Source organism: Geodermatophilus sp. SYSU D00710, assembly GCF_054050195.1.
Window position 1 is genome coordinate 1 of sequence record NZ_JBJGYX010000084.1, and the last position, 16,532, is coordinate 16,532.

Sequence of the window (16,532 nt, forward strand, 5' to 3'; positions counted from 1 at the left end):
GGGCCGGTCGACGTGCTGCGGCACGGCGGGGACCGGCCCGACGTCCTGCTGGTCGCCGTCGGCTCGATGGTGCCGACCTGCCTGGCCGCTGCCGAGCGCGCCGCCGACCACGGCATCGGGGTGACCGTCGTCGACCCGCGCTGGGTGCTGCCGGTCTCCGACGAGCTGGTCGAGCTGGCCGCCGAGCACCGGCTGGTGGTCACCGTCGAGGACTGCGGGCGGGCCGGCGGGGTCGGCGCGACCCTGACCCAGGCGCTGCAGGACCGCCAGGTCGACGTGCCGGTGCGGGCGCTGGGCCTGCCGCAGGCGTTCCTCGAGCACGGCAGCCGGGGCCAGGTCCTCGCCGACTGCGGCCTGACCGAGCAGGACGTGGCCCGGCGCATCGCCGAGTGGACCGCGGTGGTCAGCGAGCGCTCCGACACACCGGCCACAGCGCCCGTGGACGGCGCCCAGCAGTGATCGCCGAGATCCAGGTCGCGCCCTCGCCGGCCGAGACGCCGGACGACCCGCACGCCTTCGTCGAGGCCGCGGTGCGCGTCATCCAGGCCTCCGGGCTGCGGTACGAGGTCGGCGCCCTCGGGACGACGCTCGAGGGCGACGCCGACGCTCTGTGGGCCACGCTGCGGGCGGCGCACGAGGCGATGCTCGCCGCCGGTGCCACGGCCGGCATCTCGCACGTCAAGATCGCCTCGGTGGACCGCACGATGGACAGCCTCACGCGCAGGTTCCGCTGAGACGACGAACGGCAGACCCGCACGCGAGGCCCCGTCCGTCGTCCGGTGTGCACTTCCGTGGACGTGCACACCCGCGCCCGACCGTCTGCGCCGTCGACCTCGCCGTGTGGTGCCCGACCTCAGCCCGCAGCGTGAGGTCGGGCACCGCCGCGGCCGGTCCGGCGTGACCGGCGGCGCGCGGGGGTGAGCCAGGACAGCCCGGGACGGCGAACGGCCCGGGCCCCGCGCGGGGACCCAGGCCGTCGTCGTCCGGTGTGCACTTCCGCGGAAGTGCCCAGGGGTCAGGCGGGGAGGCCGGCCACGCCCCTCGGCAGGAACCGCGAGCCGGTCACCCGCTCGGAGACGCCGGCGCGGTCGAGGTACGCCGAGATGCCGCCCAGCCAGAACGGCCAGCCGGCGCCCAGGAGCATGCACAGGTCGATGTCCTGCACGGCAAGCACGACGCCCTCGTCGAGCATCAGCCGGATCTCCTGGGCCAGCGCGTCGACGGCGCGCTCGCGCACCTGCTCCTCCGACAGCGGGGAGTCGCCGGCGTCGATGCCCTCGAGCTCGGGGTCGACGACGCCGGGCTCGGAGTACACCGAGGTCTTGCCCAGCTCGACCATCCGGCGCAGCCCCTCGCCGACGGCGAACCGGTCGGGGAAGGCCTCGTGCATCCGCTCGGCCACGTGCAGGGCGACCGGCGGGCCGACCAGCGTGAGCAGCTCGAACGGCGTCATCGGCAGGCCCAGCGGGTCCAGCGCCCGGTCGGCCACGGCCACGGGCGTGCCCTGCTCGACGGCGGCGGTGACCTCGCCGAGGAAGCGGGTCAGCAGCCGGTTGACCACGAACGCCGGGGCGTCGGCCACCAGCACGCACGACTTCTTCAGCTGCTTGCCGACGGCGAACGCGGTGGCCAGCGTGGCGTCGTCGGTCCGCTCGGCGCGCACCACCTCCAGCAGCGGGAGCACCGCCACCGGGTTGAAGAAGTGCAGGCCCACGACCCGCTCGGGGTGCTCGAGCTTGGAGGCCATCTCGGTCACCGACAGCGCGGAGGTGTTGGTGGCGAGCACGCACTCGGCCGACACGACCGCCTCGACCTCGGCGAACACCTGCTGCTTGACCGACATCTCCTCGAAGACGGCCTCGATCACGAGGTCGGCGTCGGCGAAGACCGCCTTGTCCAGGGCGCCGGTGACCATGCCCTTGAGCCGGTTGAGCCGGTCCGGCGACAGCCGACCGCGGGCGGCCAGCTTCTCCAGCTCCCCGTGCACGTAGCCCACGCCCTTGTCGACGCGCGCCTGGTCGACGTCGGTGAGAACGACCGGCACCTCCAGCTGCCGCACGAACAACAGCGCCAGCTGGGAGGCCATCAGGCCCGCGCCGACGACGCCGACCTTGGTGACCTTCCGGGCCAGGGACCTGTCCGGCGCGCCGGCCGGCCGCTTGGCCCGCTTGTTGACCAGGTCGAACGAGTACAGCGAGGCCCGCAGCTCGTCGCTCATCAGCAGGTCGGTGAGCGCCTCGTCCTCGGCGGCGGTGCCGACGGTGAACGCCTCGCCCTCGACCCCGGCGCGGGCCAGGTCGAGCAGCTCGACGGCGCGCAGCGCGCCGGGGGAGGCGTTGCGGGTGCGGGCCGCCACGATCCCCCGGGCCCGCTCGACGGCGGCGTCCCACGCGGCGCGGTCGACCTCGGGGCGGGACACGACGACGTCGCCGTCGAGCACGCCGGCGGCCCACTCCAGCGAGCGCTCGAGGAAGTCGGCCGGCTCGAAGACGGCGTCGGCGATGCCGAGCGCCGCCGCCTTCGGGGCCGGGGTCATCCGGTTCTGCGAGAGGGCGTTCTCGACGACGACGGTCACCGCCGCGTCGATCCCGACGAGGTCCGGCAGCAGCTGCGTGCCGCCCCAGCCGGGCACCAGGCCGAGGAAGACCTCGGGGAAGGCGACCAGCGCCGTCGAGGCGATCGTGCGGTGGTGGCAGTGCAGCGCCAGCTCCAGGCCGCCGCCGAGGGCCACGCCGTTGACGAACGCGAACGTCGGGACCGCCGAGTCCTTGAGCCGGCGGAACACCCGGTGCCCGGTCCGGGCCATCTCCCGCGCCTGGTCGGCGGAGGTGACCGCCGGGACGCCGGAGAGGTCGGCGCCGACGGCGAAGACGAACGGCTTGCCGGTGACGGCGATGGCCGCCGGCGCCGGGGTGTGCGCCGCGATCTCGTCGAGCGCGGCGTCGAGCGAGGCCAGCCCGCCGGGGCCGAAGGTGGACGGGCGGGTGTGGTCGTGCCCGTTGTCCAGGGTGACCAGGGCGATCTCACCGGCCAGACCGGGCACCCGCAGGTACCGCACCCGCGCGGTGGTCACGACCTCGGTGTCGAAGACGGCAGTCGTCACTTGGTGGTGCCCTCCCAGTTCGGGTTCTCCCAGATGACCGTGGCGCCCATGCCCAGGCCCACGCACATGGCGGTCAGGCCGTAGCGGACGTCGGGCCGCTCGGCGAACTGGCGGGACAGCTGGGTCATCAGCCGGACGCCGGAGGAGGCCAGCGGGTGGCCGACGGCGATGGCGCCGCCCCAGGGGTTGACCCGCGGGTCGTCGTCGGCGATGCCGAAGTGGTCGAGGAAGGCCAGCACCTGGACCGCGAAGGCCTCGTTGAGCTCGAACAGGCCGATGTCGTCGATGGTGAGGCCGGTGCGGGCCAGCGCGCGCTCGGTCGAGGGGACCGGGCCGACGCCCATGACCTCGGGCGCGACGCCGACGAAGCCGTAGCCGACCAGCCGCATGCCGACGCCGAGTCCGAGCTCGTGCGCGACCTCCTCGGCGGCGAGGATGCAGCCGGTGGCGCCGTCGTTGAGCCCCGCGGCGTTGCCGGCGGTGACGTGCCCGTGCGGGCGGAACGGGGTCTTGAGCGTCGCCAGACTCTCCAGGGTGGTGCCCGGCCGCGGCGGCTCGTCGACGGTGGCCAGCCCCCAGCCGTGCTCCTGCGACCGGGTGGCCACGGTCACCAGCTCCGGGCCGACCTGCCCGTTGGCCACGGCCTTGGCGTAGCGCTGCTGGCTGGCCAGCGCGAAGGCATCGGCCCGCTCCCGGGTCAGGTGCGGGAAGCGGTCGTGCAGGTTCTCGGCGGTGGAGCCCATGACCAGCGCCGAGCCGTCGACCAGCTTCTCGCTGAAGAACCGCGGGTTGGGGTCGGCGCCCTCGCCCATCGGGTGGCGGCCCATGTGCTCGACCCCGCCGGCGATGGCGACGTCGTAGGCGCCGAAGGCGATGCCGCTGGCGGTGGTGGTCACGGCCGTCATGGCGCCGGCGCACATGCGGTCGATCGCGTAGCCCGGCACGGACTGCGGCAGCCCGGCCAGCAGCGCGGCGGTGCGGCCGATGGTCAGCCCCTGGTCGCCGACCTGGGTGGTGGCCGCGATCGCGACCTCGTCGACGCGCTCGGGCGGCAGTGCGGGGTTGCGGCGCAGCAGCTCGCGGATGACGCGGACGACGAGGTCGTCGGCGCGCGTCTCGGCGTAGATGCCCTTCGGGCCGGCCTTGCCGAAGGGGGTGCGCACGCCGTCGACGAAGACGACCTCGCGCAGCGAGCGGGACATGGGACCTCCGCAGCGGGATCGGGAACCGGCCCGAGACGGGCGCGGCACCCTGAAGTTACCCGCCGGTAACCCGTGGACCAAGCCCGACCCGACCCCTCCGGGGCGGCGGACGGCAGAGGTGCTGCCGCGCTCCGCGAGGGTCACGGTCCGGCAACGTCACGGACGCACTCTTGCGACGGGTGTGATCCAGAGCGCATATTGGCCGCCGCACTTCTGTAGATTCCCGACGGAACGGTGGAGATCCATGGCGCGACGGCACACGATCATGACGGCCCTCGCGGCCTCCCTCGTCTTCAGCCTGGCCGCCTGTGGCGGCGACAGCGGCGGCGGAGAGGAGAGCGGCGGCGGTGGCGGTGGCGGCGAGGCCGCCGGGCGGGTCGGCGTGATCCTCCCCGACACCGAGTCCTCGGTGCGCTGGGAGAACTTCGACCGCCCCTACCTCGAGGCGGCGTTCGAGGAGGCCGGTGTCGAGTACGACATCCAGAACGCCGAGGGTGACGCGCAGCGGCAGGCGACCATCGCCGAGCAGATGATCACCGAGGGTGCGACCGTCCTCGCGATCGTGAACCTCGACTCGGCGTCGGGCGCCCAGATCCAGGAGCAGGCGTCCAACGAGGGCGTCGCCACGATCGACTACGACCGGCTGACCCTGGGCGGCACCGCGGAGTACTACGTCTCCTTCGACAACACCGAGGTGGGCCGGCTGCAGGGCCAGGGCCTGCAGCAGTGCCTGGAGGCCAACGGCGTCGCGCAGGGCAACATCGCGTTCCTCAACGGCTCTCCGGACGACAACAACGCGACGCTGTTCTCGTCGGGCGCCCACGAGATCCTCGACCCGCTGACGCAGTACACCCAGGTCGCCGAGCAGGCCGTGCCCGAGTGGGACAACCAGGAGGCGGCGACGATCTTCGAGCAGATGTACACCCAGGCCGGCGGCAACATCCAGGGCGTGCTGGCCGCCAACGACGGCCTCGCCAACTCGGTGATCCAGATCCTGGAGCGCAACAACGCCGCGGGCCAGTCGAACGTGACCGGTCAGGACGCCACCGTCGAGGGGCTGCAGAACATCCTCGCCGGTGACCAGTGCATGACGGTCTACAAGTCGGTCCGCGAGGAGGCCAACGCGCTCGCCGAGCTGGCCGTCGCGCTCATCAACGGTGAGGAGGGCGAGACCACCGGCACCGTGGAGGACCCCGAGGGTGGCCGCGAGGTCCCGTCGGTCCTGCTCACCCCCGTCGCGATCTTCCGGGACAACGTCGGCGACGTCGTCGAGGACGAGTTCGTGAGCGCCGAGGAGCTCTGCACCGGCGAGTTCGCCGCCGCCTGCCAGGAGCTCGGGATCGAGTAGTGGTCAACGGCCGCCGGGGCGTCGATGATGGGCGCCCCGGCGGCTGCTGTCCCAGCCCCACCAGCACGACCGAGAGGCCCGGCGTGTCCGCACCCACCGACCGTCCCCAGGACGTCACCCCCACCCTGGAGCTCCGCGGCGTCAACAAGAGCTTCGGCGCCATCCAGGTCCTGCACGACGTGCACATGAAGGTCTACCCCGGCCAGGTCACCGCGCTGGTCGGCGACAACGGCGCGGGCAAGAGCACGCTCATCAAGTCCATCGCCGGCATCCACCCGATCGACTCCGGCGAGTTCGTCTTCGAGGGCCGGCCGGTCACCGTCACCGGCCCGCGCGACGCCGCGGCGCTCGGGATCGAGGTCGTCTACCAGGACCTCGCCCTGGCCGACAACCTCGACGTCGTCCAGAACATGTTCCTCGGCCGCGAGCGCAAGAACGGCATCGTCCTGGACGAGTCGTCCATGGAGGTGGCGGCCCGGGACACCCTCGCCAAGCTCTCGGTGCGCACGCTGAAGTCCGTGCGCCAGCTGGTCTCCAGCCTCTCCGGCGGCCAGCGGCAGACGGTCGCCATCGCCAAGGCCGTGCTCTGGGAGTCCAAGCTGGTCATCCTCGACGAGCCGACCGCCGCCCTCGGCGTCGCGCAGACCAGGCAGGTGCTCGACCTGGTCCGGCGGCTGGCCGACACCGGTCACGCGGTGGTCTTCATCAGCCACAACATGGTCGACGTCTTCGAGGTCGCCGACCGCGTCGCGGCCCTGTACCTGGGCCGGATGGCGGCCGACATCCCCATCTCCCAGGTCGACCGGCCGCAGGTCATCGAGCTCATCACGGCGGGCCGGTCGGGCAACCTGGGCATCGCACCCGCCGACGCCGCAGCGGTGGAGGTCTGAGCATGTCCAGCACCATCTCCAAGCCGACGAGCGCACAGGAGCCCGGCGGCGCGCCGTCGGGCTTCGAGGCCGATCGCAGCGCCGACACCCTCGGCGGCACGGTCCGGGCCTACATCGACCGCGTCCGGGGCGGTGACCTGGGTGCGCTGCCCGCCGTCCTCGGCATCGTCGTCCTCGGACTGCTGTTCTTCGTGCTGCGGCCCGAGACGTTCCTGACCCCGCGCAACATGGCCAACCTGGCCGACCAGGCGGCGCCGATCATCATCCTGGCGATGGGCCTGGTCTTCATCCTGCTGCTGGGCGAGATCGACCTGTCCGCCGGTGTGGTCAGCGGCGTCTGCGCCGCGGTCATGGCCAAGCTGCTCGCCGACGCCGGCGCACCGTGGTACGTCGCCGTGGGGGCCGCCCTGCTCACCGGCGTGCTCATCGGCCTGTTCACCGGCAGCCTCGTCGGACTGATCGGCATCCCGTCGTTCGTCGTCACACTGGCGCTCTTCCTCGGCTGGCAGGGCTTCACGCTGCGGCTCATCGGCGAGGGTGGCACGGTGCCGGTGCGCGACCCGGTGATCTCGGCGATCAGCGACCGGAACCTGCCGGTCGTCCTCGGCTGGGTCCTCGCCCTGCTGACCATCGCCGCGTACGCGGCGCTGCAGCTCAACCGGTTCCGCGTCCAGCGGGCCAAGGGGCTCGCGCACGCCCCGCTCGCCGTGGTCCTCGTGCGGATCGGCGTCATCGCCGCCGTCGTCGTCGTGGTCACGGCGGTGCTGAGCGTCGACCGGGCCCCGGCTCCCGGCGTGGTCCTCGCCGGCATCCCCTACGCCATCCCGCTGGTGGTCATCCTGCTGCTGGCGCTGACCTTCGTGCTCGGTCGCACGAGCTTCGGCCGGCACGTCTACGCGGTCGGGGGCAACGCGGAGGCGTCCCGGCGGGCGGGCATCAGCGTCACCCGGATCCGGGTGGCGGTGTTCGTCATCGGCTCGACCCTGGCGGCGATCAGCGGCATCGTCGCGGCCGCCCGGCTCGGCTCGGTGGCGCCGGGGTCCGGCGGCGGCAACACGCTGCTCTACGCCGTCGGCGCCGCGGTCATCGGTGGCACCAGCCTCTTCGGTGGCCGGGGCCGGGTGCGCGACGCGGTCCTCGGTGGCCTGGTGGTGGCGATCATCGCCAACGGCCTGGGCCTGCTGGGTACCGAGGCGTACCTCAACTTCATCATCACCGGCGGGGTGCTCCTGCTGGCCGCCAGCGTCGACGCGCTGGCCCGGCGGCGGGCCGCGGCCACCGGCCACTGACGCCACGAGGGTCCGCCGTCCGGCACCGGACGGCGGACCCTCACCGGTTCAGGCGCGGGAGAGCGCGTCGGCGAGCAGGTCGCGGGTCAGCTCGACCTGCCACTCGCGGGCCCCGCCGGCCCGCAGGGCCGCCGCGACCGCGTCGGGGTCGCGCGGCTCGGGCGGGGTCCACATCAGCCGCCGGACCAGGTCGGGGGAGAGCAGGTTCTCCACCGGCACCGCGTGCTTGTCGGCCAGCTCGGCCAGCCCCGTCCGGGCGGCCTGCAGGCGGGTCGCCGCGGCCGGGTCGCGGTCGGCCCACCGGTTGACCGGCGGCGGCCCCTCACCGGGGCGGCTCTGCAGCGGCAGGTCCGACTCCGGCAGCGCGCGGCCGCGGGCCAACGCCCCGAACCACGTGGTCACCAGCCGGCGGTTGGCCCGGCCCCGGAACACCGGCAGCTCGAGCAGGGCCGCCTCGCTCTGCGGGTCGGCCTGGACGGCGGACACCATCGCGGAGTCGGGCAGCACCCGGCCCGGGGCGATGTCGCGCCGGCGGGCCAGGTCGTCGCGGGCCTGCCACAGCGACCGCAGCATCCCCAGCTGGCGACGGCTGCGCAGCCCGTGCACGCCGGAGGTGCGCCGCCACGGGTCCTGCCGCGGGGCGGGCGGCCCGGCGGCGAGGACGGCGGCGAACTCCTGCCGGGCCCACTCGGTCTTGCCCTGGTCGGCCAGCAGCGCGGCGAGCGCGTCGCGCAGGTCGACGAGCACCTCGACGTCGAGGGCGGCGTAGACCAGCCACTCCTCCGGCAGCGGGCGGGTGCTCCAGTCGGCGGCGGAGTGGCCCTTGACCAGCGAGTACCCGAGCAGGGACTCCACGACGGCGGCCAGACCCACCCGCGGCAGGCCGGCGAGGCGGGCGGCGAGCTCGGTGTCGAAGATGCGCGCCGGGACCATCCCGATCTCCGCGAGGCAGGGCAGGTCCTGGCTGGCGGCGTGCAGCACCCACTCCTCATCGGCGATGGCGGCCTGGACGGCGGAGAGGTCGTCGAACGGGACGGGGTCGACCAGGCCGGTGCCGGCGCCCACGCGGCGCAGCTGCACCAGGTAGGCGCGCTGCCCGTAGCGGTAGCCCGACGCGCGCTCGGCGTCGACGGCGACCGGGCCGCTGCCCGCGCGCAGCGCCTCGGCGTAGCCGGCGAGGGCCGCGGGGGTGTCGATGACCGGCGGCAGGCCGTCGCGCGGGGCGAGCAGCGGCACCGCGGCAGGCGCGGCGTCGTCGTCCGGGGAGACGTCGGGCAGGGGGTCGGTGCTCAGTTGCCGTCCACCTTCTCGCCCGTGTCGGTCCGTGCGTCCGCCGCCGCTGTCCCGGCTCCCGGCGGCCTCGGCCGGCCGGTGCGGACCCGGGGAGTGCCGGACTCCCCGGTGCCGATCCTAGTTGCCGTCGTCGACGGAGCCGGAGGGACCCAGCAGGGAGACGCCGGGCGGGGGCAGCCCCGCCGCGGTGCCGAGGACCTCCAGCCAGGCGTCGAGGTGCCGGTCCAGGGCGGTGTCCCCGGCGGTCCAGGAGGCGCGGATCTCGACGTCGACGGAGTGCTCGGGGCCGGCGAGGTCACCGAAGCGGGTGGACGCGGTCCGGGTCACCGTGCCACCGAGCGCGTGCGCCGCGGCGCCGCTGCCGGCCAGCGCCTCGGTCAGCCAGCTCCAGGCGACCTCGGAGAACATCGCGTCGTCGACCATGTGCTCGTCGGTGCTGGCCGACAGGTAGCCGACGCAGCGGGTGGTGCCGTCCCACGACTCGTGCCCGGCGGGGTCGTACAGCACGATGAACCGGCCGACGGCGAGCTCGACCTCCTCCTCGCCCTCGCCCTCGGTCACCCGGATGCCGAGTGCGTGGGCGAAGGGCGCGAGCCGCTGCGGCGCGGGGATGGTCTCGACGACCATCTCGGGGCGGGTCCGCAGCGCGGTGAGCGAGGCGATGCCGGCGGCGAAGTCGGCGGGTGGGGGGTCGGGAGCCGCGCGGGCACCGGCACCCTCCCGGGGACCGGCCACGCTGCGAGGCTCCACGCTCGCAGGGTAGGGCCCCGGGCCCGGTCTGTCTCGGACTCGCCGCTGGTGGGCGGCCCGGGACGGGCCCGCGGTGACCGCCGGGCACCGGGCGGGCGCCCGCCCGCCGTGCCCGGGGTCTGGGAGGATCGACCGTCGTGAGCACCGCTGCCGCCCGTCCGTCGTCCCCCGCCGACTCGGACCTCGTCCGCGCCGCGCGCGGCCTCCCGGTCGACCGGACGCCGGTGTGGTTCATGCGGCAGGCCGGCCGCTCGCTGCCGGAGTACCGCGCGCTGCGCGCCGGGACGGCGATGCTCGGGGCCTGCCAGGACCCCGACCTGGTCGCCGAGATCACCCTGCAGCCGGTCCGCCGGCACGGCGTGGACGCGGCGATCCTCTTCTCCGACATCGTGCTGCCGCTCGTGGTGGCCGGCGTGGACGTCGAGATCAAGCCCGGCATCGGCCCGGTGGTCGCCGACCCGGTGCGCACGGTGGCCGACGTCGACGCGCTGCCCGACCTCGAGCCCGACCGGCTGGACTTCCTCGCGACGGCGGTGCGCCGGCTGGTCGCCGAGCTCGGGCCCACGCCGCTCATCGGGTTCGCCGGGGCGCCGTTCACGCTGGCGACCTACCTCATCGAGGGCGGCCCGTCGAAGGAGCACGCCCGGACCAAGGCCTTCATGTACGCCGAGCCCGAGGCCTGGTCCCGGCTGCTCGACCGGCTCGCCGTGTCCGCGGCGACGTTCCTGCGGGTGCAGGTCGACAACGGCGCCTCCGCGGTGCAGCTGTTCGACTCCTGGGCCGGGGTGCTGTCGGCGGCCGACTACGGCACCCGCGTGCTGCCGCACTCCCGCGCGGTGTTCGACGGGCTCGGGGACCGCGACGTGCCGCGCGTCCACTTCGGCGTCGGCACCGGTGAGCTGCTCGCGCTGATCGGCGACGCCGGCGCCGACGTCGTGGGCGTCGACTGGCGGGTGCCGCTCGACGAGGCCGCGCGGCGGGTCGGCCCGCAGCGCTCGCTGCAGGGCAACCTCGACCCGGCCGTGCTGCTGGCCGACCGGGGGACCGTCGACCGCGAGGTGCGCCGGGTGGTCGAGCAGGGCCGCGCCGCCCGCGGGCACGTGTTCAACCTCGGCCACGGCGTGCTGCCCGAGACCGACCCCGGGGTGCTCACCCACGTCGTCGAGCTGGTCCACGAGCTCACCGCGCGATGAGCCGGCTGGTCGTCGTCGGGGCCGGCGTCACCGGGCTGGCCGCCGCGTACGCCTGGTCGCGGGAGCGGCCCGGCGACGAGGTGGTCGTGGTGGAGGCCGGCGGGCGGATCGGCGGCAAGCTCGACCGGGTCGAGCTGGCCGGCACCTGGTACGACACCGGCCCCGAGGCGGTGCTCGCCCGGGTGCCCGAGGCCGTCGAGCTGGTGGCGGAGCTCGGGCTCGCCGACCGGCTGGTCGCCCCCTCGACCACGCAGGCCTCGATCGTGCTGCCCGACGGCCGCCACCCGCTGCCGCCGGGCACCGTGCTGGGCGTGCCGACGTCGGCCGACGGGCTGGCCGGGGTGCTCACCCCCGACGGGGTCGCGCGGGTGCGCGCGGAGGCCGACCTGCCGCCGCTGCGGCTGGACGGTGACGTCTCGGTGGGCGCCCTGCTGCGCGCCCGGCTCGGCGACGAGGTGGTCGACCGGCTGGTCGAGCCGCTGCTGGGCGGGGTCTACGCCGGCCGGCCCGACGACCTGTCGCTGGCGGCGACCATGCCGGCACTGGCCGCGCAGCTGCCGCACGCCGACACCGTGCTCGCCGCCGCGGTGGCCGCCCGGGACGCGGGGGCGCGCAGCCGCGGGGACGCCGACGGGCCGGTGTTCGTCACCGTCGCCGACGGGATCGGGGCGCTGCCGGAGGCGCTGGTGGCGGCGTCCGGGGCGCACGTCCGGCTCCGCACGCCCGCCCACGCGCTGCGCCGGGCGCACGGACGGCTCGAGGTCGCCGTCGGCCCGGTCGCGGCGCCGGAGGTGATCGAGGCCGACGCCGTCGTCGTCACCGCGCCAGCGGGCAAGGCCGCGCGGCTGCTCGCCGGGATCGCGGCGGGCGCCGTCGAACCGCTGCGCGGCATCCCGTACGCGTCGATGGCCGTGGTGGCGATGGCCTTCCCCGCCCAGCCGGTCGACGCCGGGTCGGGGCTGCTGGTGCCGCCGGTGACCGGGCGGCTGGTCAAGGGCGTCACGGTGTCGTCGTCGAAGTGGCCGCACCTGTCCGGCGACGGCCTGCTGCGGGTGCGGGCGTCGGTGGGCCGCTACGGCGACGAGGTGGAGCTGCAGCGCGACGACGACGACCTCACCGCCGCGGTGGTGGCCGACGTCGCCGACCTGCTCGGGCTCGAGCGCCGGGAGCCGGTGGCGACGCACCTGGCCCGCTGGGGCGGGGGACTGCCGCAGTACCTGGTCGGCCACCCGCAGCGGGTGGTCGCGATCCGCGAGGCGGTGGCCGTGGTGCCCGGCCTGGCGGTGGCCGGGGCGGCCTACGACGGCGTCGGCGTGCCGGCCTGCGTCCGCGGCGCCCGGCGCGCGGTCGAGGCGCTGCGCTAGCTGCCGCGGGCGCGGGTGGCGGTGGCGAGCTGTGTGCGGTTGGTCAGCCCCAGCTTGCCCAGGGCGTTCCGTACGTGGCTCTCCACCGTGCGCTCGGACAGGAACAGCCGCTCGGCGATCTGCCGGTTGGCGAGTCCCTCGGCCACGAGCTCCGCGATCTGGCGCTCACGGGTGGTCAGCGGATCCGCGCGGCGGGCCGCCTGCCGGGCGCGCTCGACCAGCGCGGCGGCCTCGCGCTCCGCGCGGGGCATCCCGAGGCGGCGCGCCTCGCCGGCCGCGACCCGGACGAGCTCGGTCGCGCGGGCGACCTCGTCCCGGAGGCCGCGGTCGAGCAGGGCGGCGGCCAGACCGATGCGGTCGTTGACCGCCGCGGGCCGGGCACCGGTGTGCGTGTCGGTCGCCAGTGCCTGCTGGAACCAGCCGATCGCCTCGTCGAGACGGCCGCGCACGACGGCGAGGCGGCCCAGCAGGACGGCGACCGAGCCCTGGCCGTACACCCCCGCGCCGGTGGCCGCGTACGGGCGAGCGACCAGCTGCCGGTGCACCAGCTCCGCGGCGGTCACGTCGGCGAACGCCTCCACCAGGGGGACGACGTTGACGTCGACGCCCGAGGAGCCGACGAAGTCCGGCTCGGCCAGCTGACGCCGGAGGGCCTCGTACCGGGCAGCTGCCTCGTCCCGTCGCTCCTCCAGGAGCGCGAGCAGCGCCCGGGTGACCTGGACGATCGGCGTGGCGTCGGCGCGGTCCAGGGCGGCGCGGGCCTCGGCGCTCCACTCCCTCGTGTCGCCGGTGACCAGTGCGTGCTGCAGCGCGAAGGCATGGGACAACCCCACCGTCGAGACGTCCGCGGCCAGCTGGTCCAGGCCGACCTCCCGGGCCTCGGCGTTGAGCGCGAGTGCCTCGGGGAACCGGCCGCGCAGCGCCGCGACCGACGCCCGCAGCCGGAGGTCGTGCCACCGCACCAGTGGCAGCCTGGTCCGCCGGGCCAGCTCGGAGATCCGCGCGAGCTCGTCGTCCACCGTGGTCGTGTCGCCGGTCTCCATGCCGGCGTCGATCCGCCACCTCGCCCCCCAGAGCGCGGCCAGCGGCTGACCTGAGGCGGCGGAGTGCTCGATCGCGAGGAGCCCCAGGCGCGCCTGCTCGCGCGCGTCGACGGCGGTGGGGCTCGCCTTCATCCGGGCCCGCACGGCGTCGATCACCGCGCCCGGGTCGCCGCAGCGCTCGGCCAGCTCCAGCGCCTCGACCGCCAGGGGTGCGGCCGCGCCCAGCCGGCCGGCCTCGGCGAGGGTCGAGGCGGCCTGCGACAGCAGGAGTGAGCGGAGCCCCGGGTCCCGATCGGCGTCCACCGCATCGAGGGCGCGCTCGCACATGCCGACCAGCGCCGTGCTCCGGCCCGGTACGGCGACGTCGTGCACCGCGAGCGCCGCCGCCGCCATGAGGTCGGACCGGCCACGGCCGGCTGCCGCCTCCGACGCGGCGACCGCGTGCTCGAGTGCCGGGCCGAACCGACCGGCGCGGAACTCCGCCGTCGCCAGGTCGACGAGCAGAGCGGCCCGTTCCTCGTCGTCCGCCCCCGCCCGCCGGGCCGACTCCAGGGCGCTCGACAGGAACCGGGACGCGTCCTCGAAGGCCAGCGTGCGGGTGGCGGTGTCCGCGGCGCGCCGCGCCCAGGCCACCGCCCGGTGCGGCGCCTCCGGGCCGGCAGCGCGCAGCCAGTGGCCGGCCACGAGCCCGGCGGCCGGGGCGTCGTCGGCGAGCAGCCGCTCGAGCGCCTCGGCGCACCGCCGGTGCAGCTCCTCACGGGTGCTCGGCGCCAGCTCGCCGTAGATCGCGTCCCGCACCACCGCGTGTGCGAACCGCCGTCGGCCCGGGACGTCGGGGAGGACGGTGAGGACCCCCGCGCGCACGGCGTCGTCCAGTCCGGCGTGCACCTGCTCGATCGGCCGGCCGGTGACCGCGCCCAGCTCTGCGGCGTCCACCTCCTCGCCGAGCACCGCGGCGGTGTCCAGGAGGTCGAGGACGGCCGGCGGCAGGGTGGCCAGCGTCGTCCGGACGACGTGGCGCAGCTCCGACCCCTCGGCCGCGCCGTCGCCGGCCGAGCCGAGCACCCGGACGACCGCCCGCAGGTACAGCGGGTTGCCCCCGCTGCGCCGGTGCGCGACCCGCGCCGCGTCCCGGTCCCCGCCGACGTACGCGCGGACGTCGTCCTCGGTCAGCGGGTCCAGCCGCAGCGACCGCGTCGCCGGTCGCCGCAGCAGCTCCGGCAGGGTGCGGTCCAGCAGGTCCGCACCGGTACCGGCGGGCTCCCGGTACGTGCCGACGACGAGCAGCCGCGAGCCGTGCAGCTCGCCGGCGAGGTGGCGCAGCAGCCGCAGCGACGTCTCGTCGGCCCAGTGCAGGTCCTCCAGGACGACGACCAGCGGGGCGCGTGCGGCGGACTCGAGCACCGCATCGGTCGCCGTCGCGACGAAGCGGAAGCGCGCCGCCTCGGGATCGGCGCTGCGCTCGCGGAGGAGGTCGACGTCCGACAGCGCCTCGGCCACCGCGGACTGCACGTCCGGGCGGGTGCGCAGCACCCGCCGCCACGGCCAGAGCGGCGGTGCACCGGGATCGTCGACGCAACGTCCCCAGGCGACGGCCGGGGCGGCCGCGGTGGCCTCCTCGACGGTCCGGGTCTTGCCGATGCCGGCCGGTCCCGACACCAGCACGAGACCCCCGCCGCCGTGCCCGGCTGCGGTGACGCAGGTCCTCAGCTCGCGGAGCTCGGCGTCGCGGCCGACGAACGGGCCGCCGTCGGCTCCCGTCCGTGCGGTCGCCACACGGCGCAGTATCCCGGTCCTCCAGGCGTGCGAGGACGCGTTCCCGCGCGTGGAGGGCCCAACCTCCGTACCTCGGTTGCGTGCTCCCACGGATGTCCGGGACCGCCCGCCGCCGGATCGTCTCTCCCACCGGGGCGCGGACGTCGCCCCGAGGAGGAGGGAGAGACCGTGTACGCCACCATCCACGGGTTCCGGATCACGGCCGGCCACGGGCCGGGCGTCCGGGAGGTCGTCGACGGCTGCCTGCCCGCCGGCGCCTCGCCCGCCGGGCTCATCGTGCTCGACGACGTCGAGGACCCGGGCCGCGGCACCGTCGTCGCGCTCTGGGCCGACGAGCCGGCCACCGACCGGGTCTATCGGGTCACCGACGAGCTGCACGGTCGCGCCACCGGGCGTCGCCCGCTGTTCGCCCAGGTCACCTGGCTCGACACCGGCGGCGACCCGGCGCGGGCGGATGCCGCCGAGCACGGCGGCCGGGACCGGATCTGGCCGGCGGTGCGGGACATCGACGGCATCGTCGAGGTCCTCGCGCTGCGCAGCACCGACGACCGGATCGTCGTCATCGGGCTGGCCACCGCCACCGAGGCCCGCGACCGGGTGCAGCAGGCCGTGGTGCGCACGGAGCTGCTCCCGGACGAGGACCCGGCGCTGCTGCCGGGACACGACCGGGTCGAGATGGCGCGGGTCCTGCTCGCCGAGCTGCCGACGGGGGTGCGGTCGTGACCGCCCCGCTGCGCGCCCGGCCGGCCACCGCCGGCACGTGGACCGTCTCCGACAGCCGCACCCGGATCGCCTTCGCCGTCGGCAACCTCGGCCGGGTCGCGCACGGTACGGTGACGTGCAGCACGGGCTGGGTGGAGCTGGACGTCTCGGGCGACCCGGTCCGGGCGTCCGCCGACCTGGACCTGGACACCCTGGACACCGGCATCGCCAAGCGGGACCGCGACCTGCGCAGGCCGGGCCTGCTCGACATCGACCGGCACCCGGTGATGACCTGGCGTTGCGACCGGTTCGTCCCCACCGGCGACGGGGGGTGGACGGCGGAGGGCGAGCTGTCCGTGCGCGGGACGACGGCGCCGCTCACGGTGACCGGCCGGCCCGAGGCGGCGCTCGACGGCGACCGGCTCCGGGTCCGGGCGCAGGCCGAGCTGGACCGGACGGCGGTCGGCATCCGTGCGCCCGCGTTCCTCGTCGGGCGGCGCGTCTCGATCACCGTCGACGCCTGGTTGGTCGCGCCCGGCGGGTGATCCGGCCGGTCGGCCGCAGTGGCGGTGGCCACCG

General features: G+C 75.6%; 14 protein-coding genes. 9 read left to right on the forward strand and 5 right to left on the reverse strand.

Annotated elements, in window-relative coordinates; translation table 11 throughout:
- Together ACI78U_RS23380 and ACI78U_RS23385 are read left to right on the forward strand one after the other, a co-directional pair.
- Nucleotides 1-459 (forward strand): transketolase C-terminal domain-containing protein (locus ACI78U_RS23380; RefSeq protein WP_456877798.1); only part of this gene is annotated, 459 nt, incomplete at its 5' end.
- Nucleotides 456-734: a thiamine-binding protein gene (locus ACI78U_RS23385; RefSeq protein WP_456877799.1), complete on the forward strand. Its 279-nt coding sequence runs from the start codon at nt 456-458 to the stop codon at nt 732-734. The genes ACI78U_RS23380 and ACI78U_RS23385, both read left to right, overlap by 4 nt.
- Nucleotides 735-1,015: 281 nt before the next feature.
- Here ACI78U_RS23385 and ACI78U_RS23390 read toward each other — a convergent pair whose 3' ends face one another.
- Nucleotides 1,016-3,103: a 3-hydroxyacyl-CoA dehydrogenase NAD-binding domain-containing protein gene (locus ACI78U_RS23390; protein ID WP_456877800.1), complete on the reverse strand. Its 2,088-nt coding sequence runs from the start codon at nt 3,101-3,103 to the stop codon at nt 1,016-1,018.
- On the reverse strand, nt 3,100-4,305 hold the full coding sequence (locus ACI78U_RS23395) for a thiolase family protein (RefSeq protein ID WP_456877801.1): 1,206 nt from the start codon (nt 4,303-4,305) through the stop codon (nt 3,100-3,102). The genes ACI78U_RS23390 and ACI78U_RS23395 overlap by 4 nt, the downstream gene beginning before the upstream one ends.
- Before the next feature lie 244 nt (nt 4,306-4,549).
- Here ACI78U_RS23395 and ACI78U_RS23400 point away from each other — a divergent pair, with 244 nt between their 5' ends.
- From ACI78U_RS23400 to ACI78U_RS23410, 3 genes are all read left to right on the forward strand, one after another.
- The gene (locus tag ACI78U_RS23400; RefSeq protein ID WP_456877802.1) at nt 4,550-5,653 is read left to right on the forward strand and encodes a sugar ABC transporter substrate-binding protein; all 1,104 of its coding nucleotides are present in this window, start codon (nt 4,550-4,552) and stop codon (nt 5,651-5,653) included.
- Nucleotides 5,654-5,736: 83 nt separating this feature from the next.
- Nucleotides 5,737-6,543 carry an ATP-binding cassette domain-containing protein gene (locus ACI78U_RS23405; RefSeq protein ID WP_456877803.1) on the forward strand — a complete coding sequence of 269 codons (807 nt, stop codon included), beginning with the start codon at nt 5,737-5,739 and terminating at the stop codon, nt 6,541-6,543.
- 2 nt (nt 6,544-6,545) lie between these two features.
- On the forward strand, nt 6,546-7,832 hold the full coding sequence (locus ACI78U_RS23410) for a sugar ABC transporter permease (RefSeq protein WP_456877804.1): 1,287 nt from the start codon (nt 6,546-6,548) through the stop codon (nt 7,830-7,832).
- A 48-nt stretch (nt 7,833-7,880) separates the two neighbouring features.
- Here the strand turns inward: ACI78U_RS23410 and ACI78U_RS23415 are convergent, their stop codons facing one another.
- Both ACI78U_RS23415 and ACI78U_RS23420 read right to left on the reverse strand, forming a co-directional pair.
- On the reverse strand, nt 7,881-9,068 hold the full coding sequence (locus ACI78U_RS23415) for an HRDC domain-containing protein (RefSeq protein ID WP_456877805.1): 1,188 nt from the start codon (nt 9,066-9,068) through the stop codon (nt 7,881-7,883).
- 174 nt (nt 9,069-9,242) lie between these two features.
- Complete coding sequence (locus ACI78U_RS23420; RefSeq protein ID WP_456877806.1) at nt 9,243-9,875, reverse strand: DUF3000 domain-containing protein; 633 nt, start codon at nt 9,873-9,875, stop codon at nt 9,243-9,245.
- A gap of 137 nt (nt 9,876-10,012) precedes the next feature.
- Here ACI78U_RS23420 and hemE point away from each other — a divergent pair, with 137 nt between their 5' ends.
- Both hemE and hemG read left to right on the forward strand, forming a co-directional pair.
- Nucleotides 10,013-11,068: a uroporphyrinogen decarboxylase gene (gene hemE / locus ACI78U_RS23425; protein WP_456877807.1), complete on the forward strand. Its 1,056-nt coding sequence runs from the start codon at nt 10,013-10,015 to the stop codon at nt 11,066-11,068.
- Nucleotides 11,065-12,432 carry a protoporphyrinogen oxidase gene (gene hemG, locus ACI78U_RS23430; protein WP_456877808.1) on the forward strand — a complete coding sequence of 456 codons (1,368 nt, stop codon included), beginning with the start codon at nt 11,065-11,067 and terminating at the stop codon, nt 12,430-12,432. The genes hemE and hemG overlap by 4 nt, the downstream gene beginning before the upstream one ends.
- On the opposite strand, the gene ACI78U_RS23435 is transcribed toward hemG, so the two are convergent.
- Nucleotides 12,429-15,251, reverse strand: a complete 2,823-nt coding sequence (locus tag ACI78U_RS23435; protein WP_456877809.1) for a helix-turn-helix transcriptional regulator — start codon at nt 15,249-15,251, stop codon at nt 12,429-12,431. The genes hemG and ACI78U_RS23435 overlap by 4 nt on opposite strands.
- A gap of 168 nt (nt 15,252-15,419) precedes the next feature.
- Here ACI78U_RS23435 and ACI78U_RS23440 point away from each other — a divergent pair, with 168 nt between their 5' ends.
- Together ACI78U_RS23440 and ACI78U_RS23445 are read left to right on the forward strand one after the other, a co-directional pair.
- Nucleotides 15,420-15,974, forward strand: a complete 555-nt coding sequence (locus tag ACI78U_RS23440; RefSeq protein ID WP_456877810.1) for a hypothetical protein — start codon at nt 15,420-15,422, stop codon at nt 15,972-15,974.
- Nucleotides 15,971-16,498 carry a YceI family protein gene (locus ACI78U_RS23445; RefSeq protein ID WP_456877811.1) on the forward strand — a complete coding sequence of 176 codons (528 nt, stop codon included), beginning with the start codon at nt 15,971-15,973 and terminating at the stop codon, nt 16,496-16,498. Before ACI78U_RS23440 ends, ACI78U_RS23445 begins: the two co-directional genes overlap by 4 nt.
- Nucleotides 16,499-16,532: the final 34 nt, after the last annotated feature.

Coding starts and splice junctions, on each gene's coding strand:
- hemG (WP_456877808.1), top strand. CDS start 11,065: ATGAGCCGGCTGGTCGTCGTCGGGGCCGGCGTCACCGGGCTGGCCGCC.
- ACI78U_RS23395 (WP_456877801.1), bottom strand. CDS start 4,305: ATGTCCCGCTCGCTGCGCGAGGTCGTCTTCGTCGACGGCGTGCGCACC.
- ACI78U_RS23400 (WP_456877802.1), top strand. CDS start 4,550: ATGGCGCGACGGCACACGATCATGACGGCCCTCGCGGCCTCCCTCGTC.
- ACI78U_RS23410 (WP_456877804.1), top strand. CDS start 6,546: ATGTCCAGCACCATCTCCAAGCCGACGAGCGCACAGGAGCCCGGCGGC.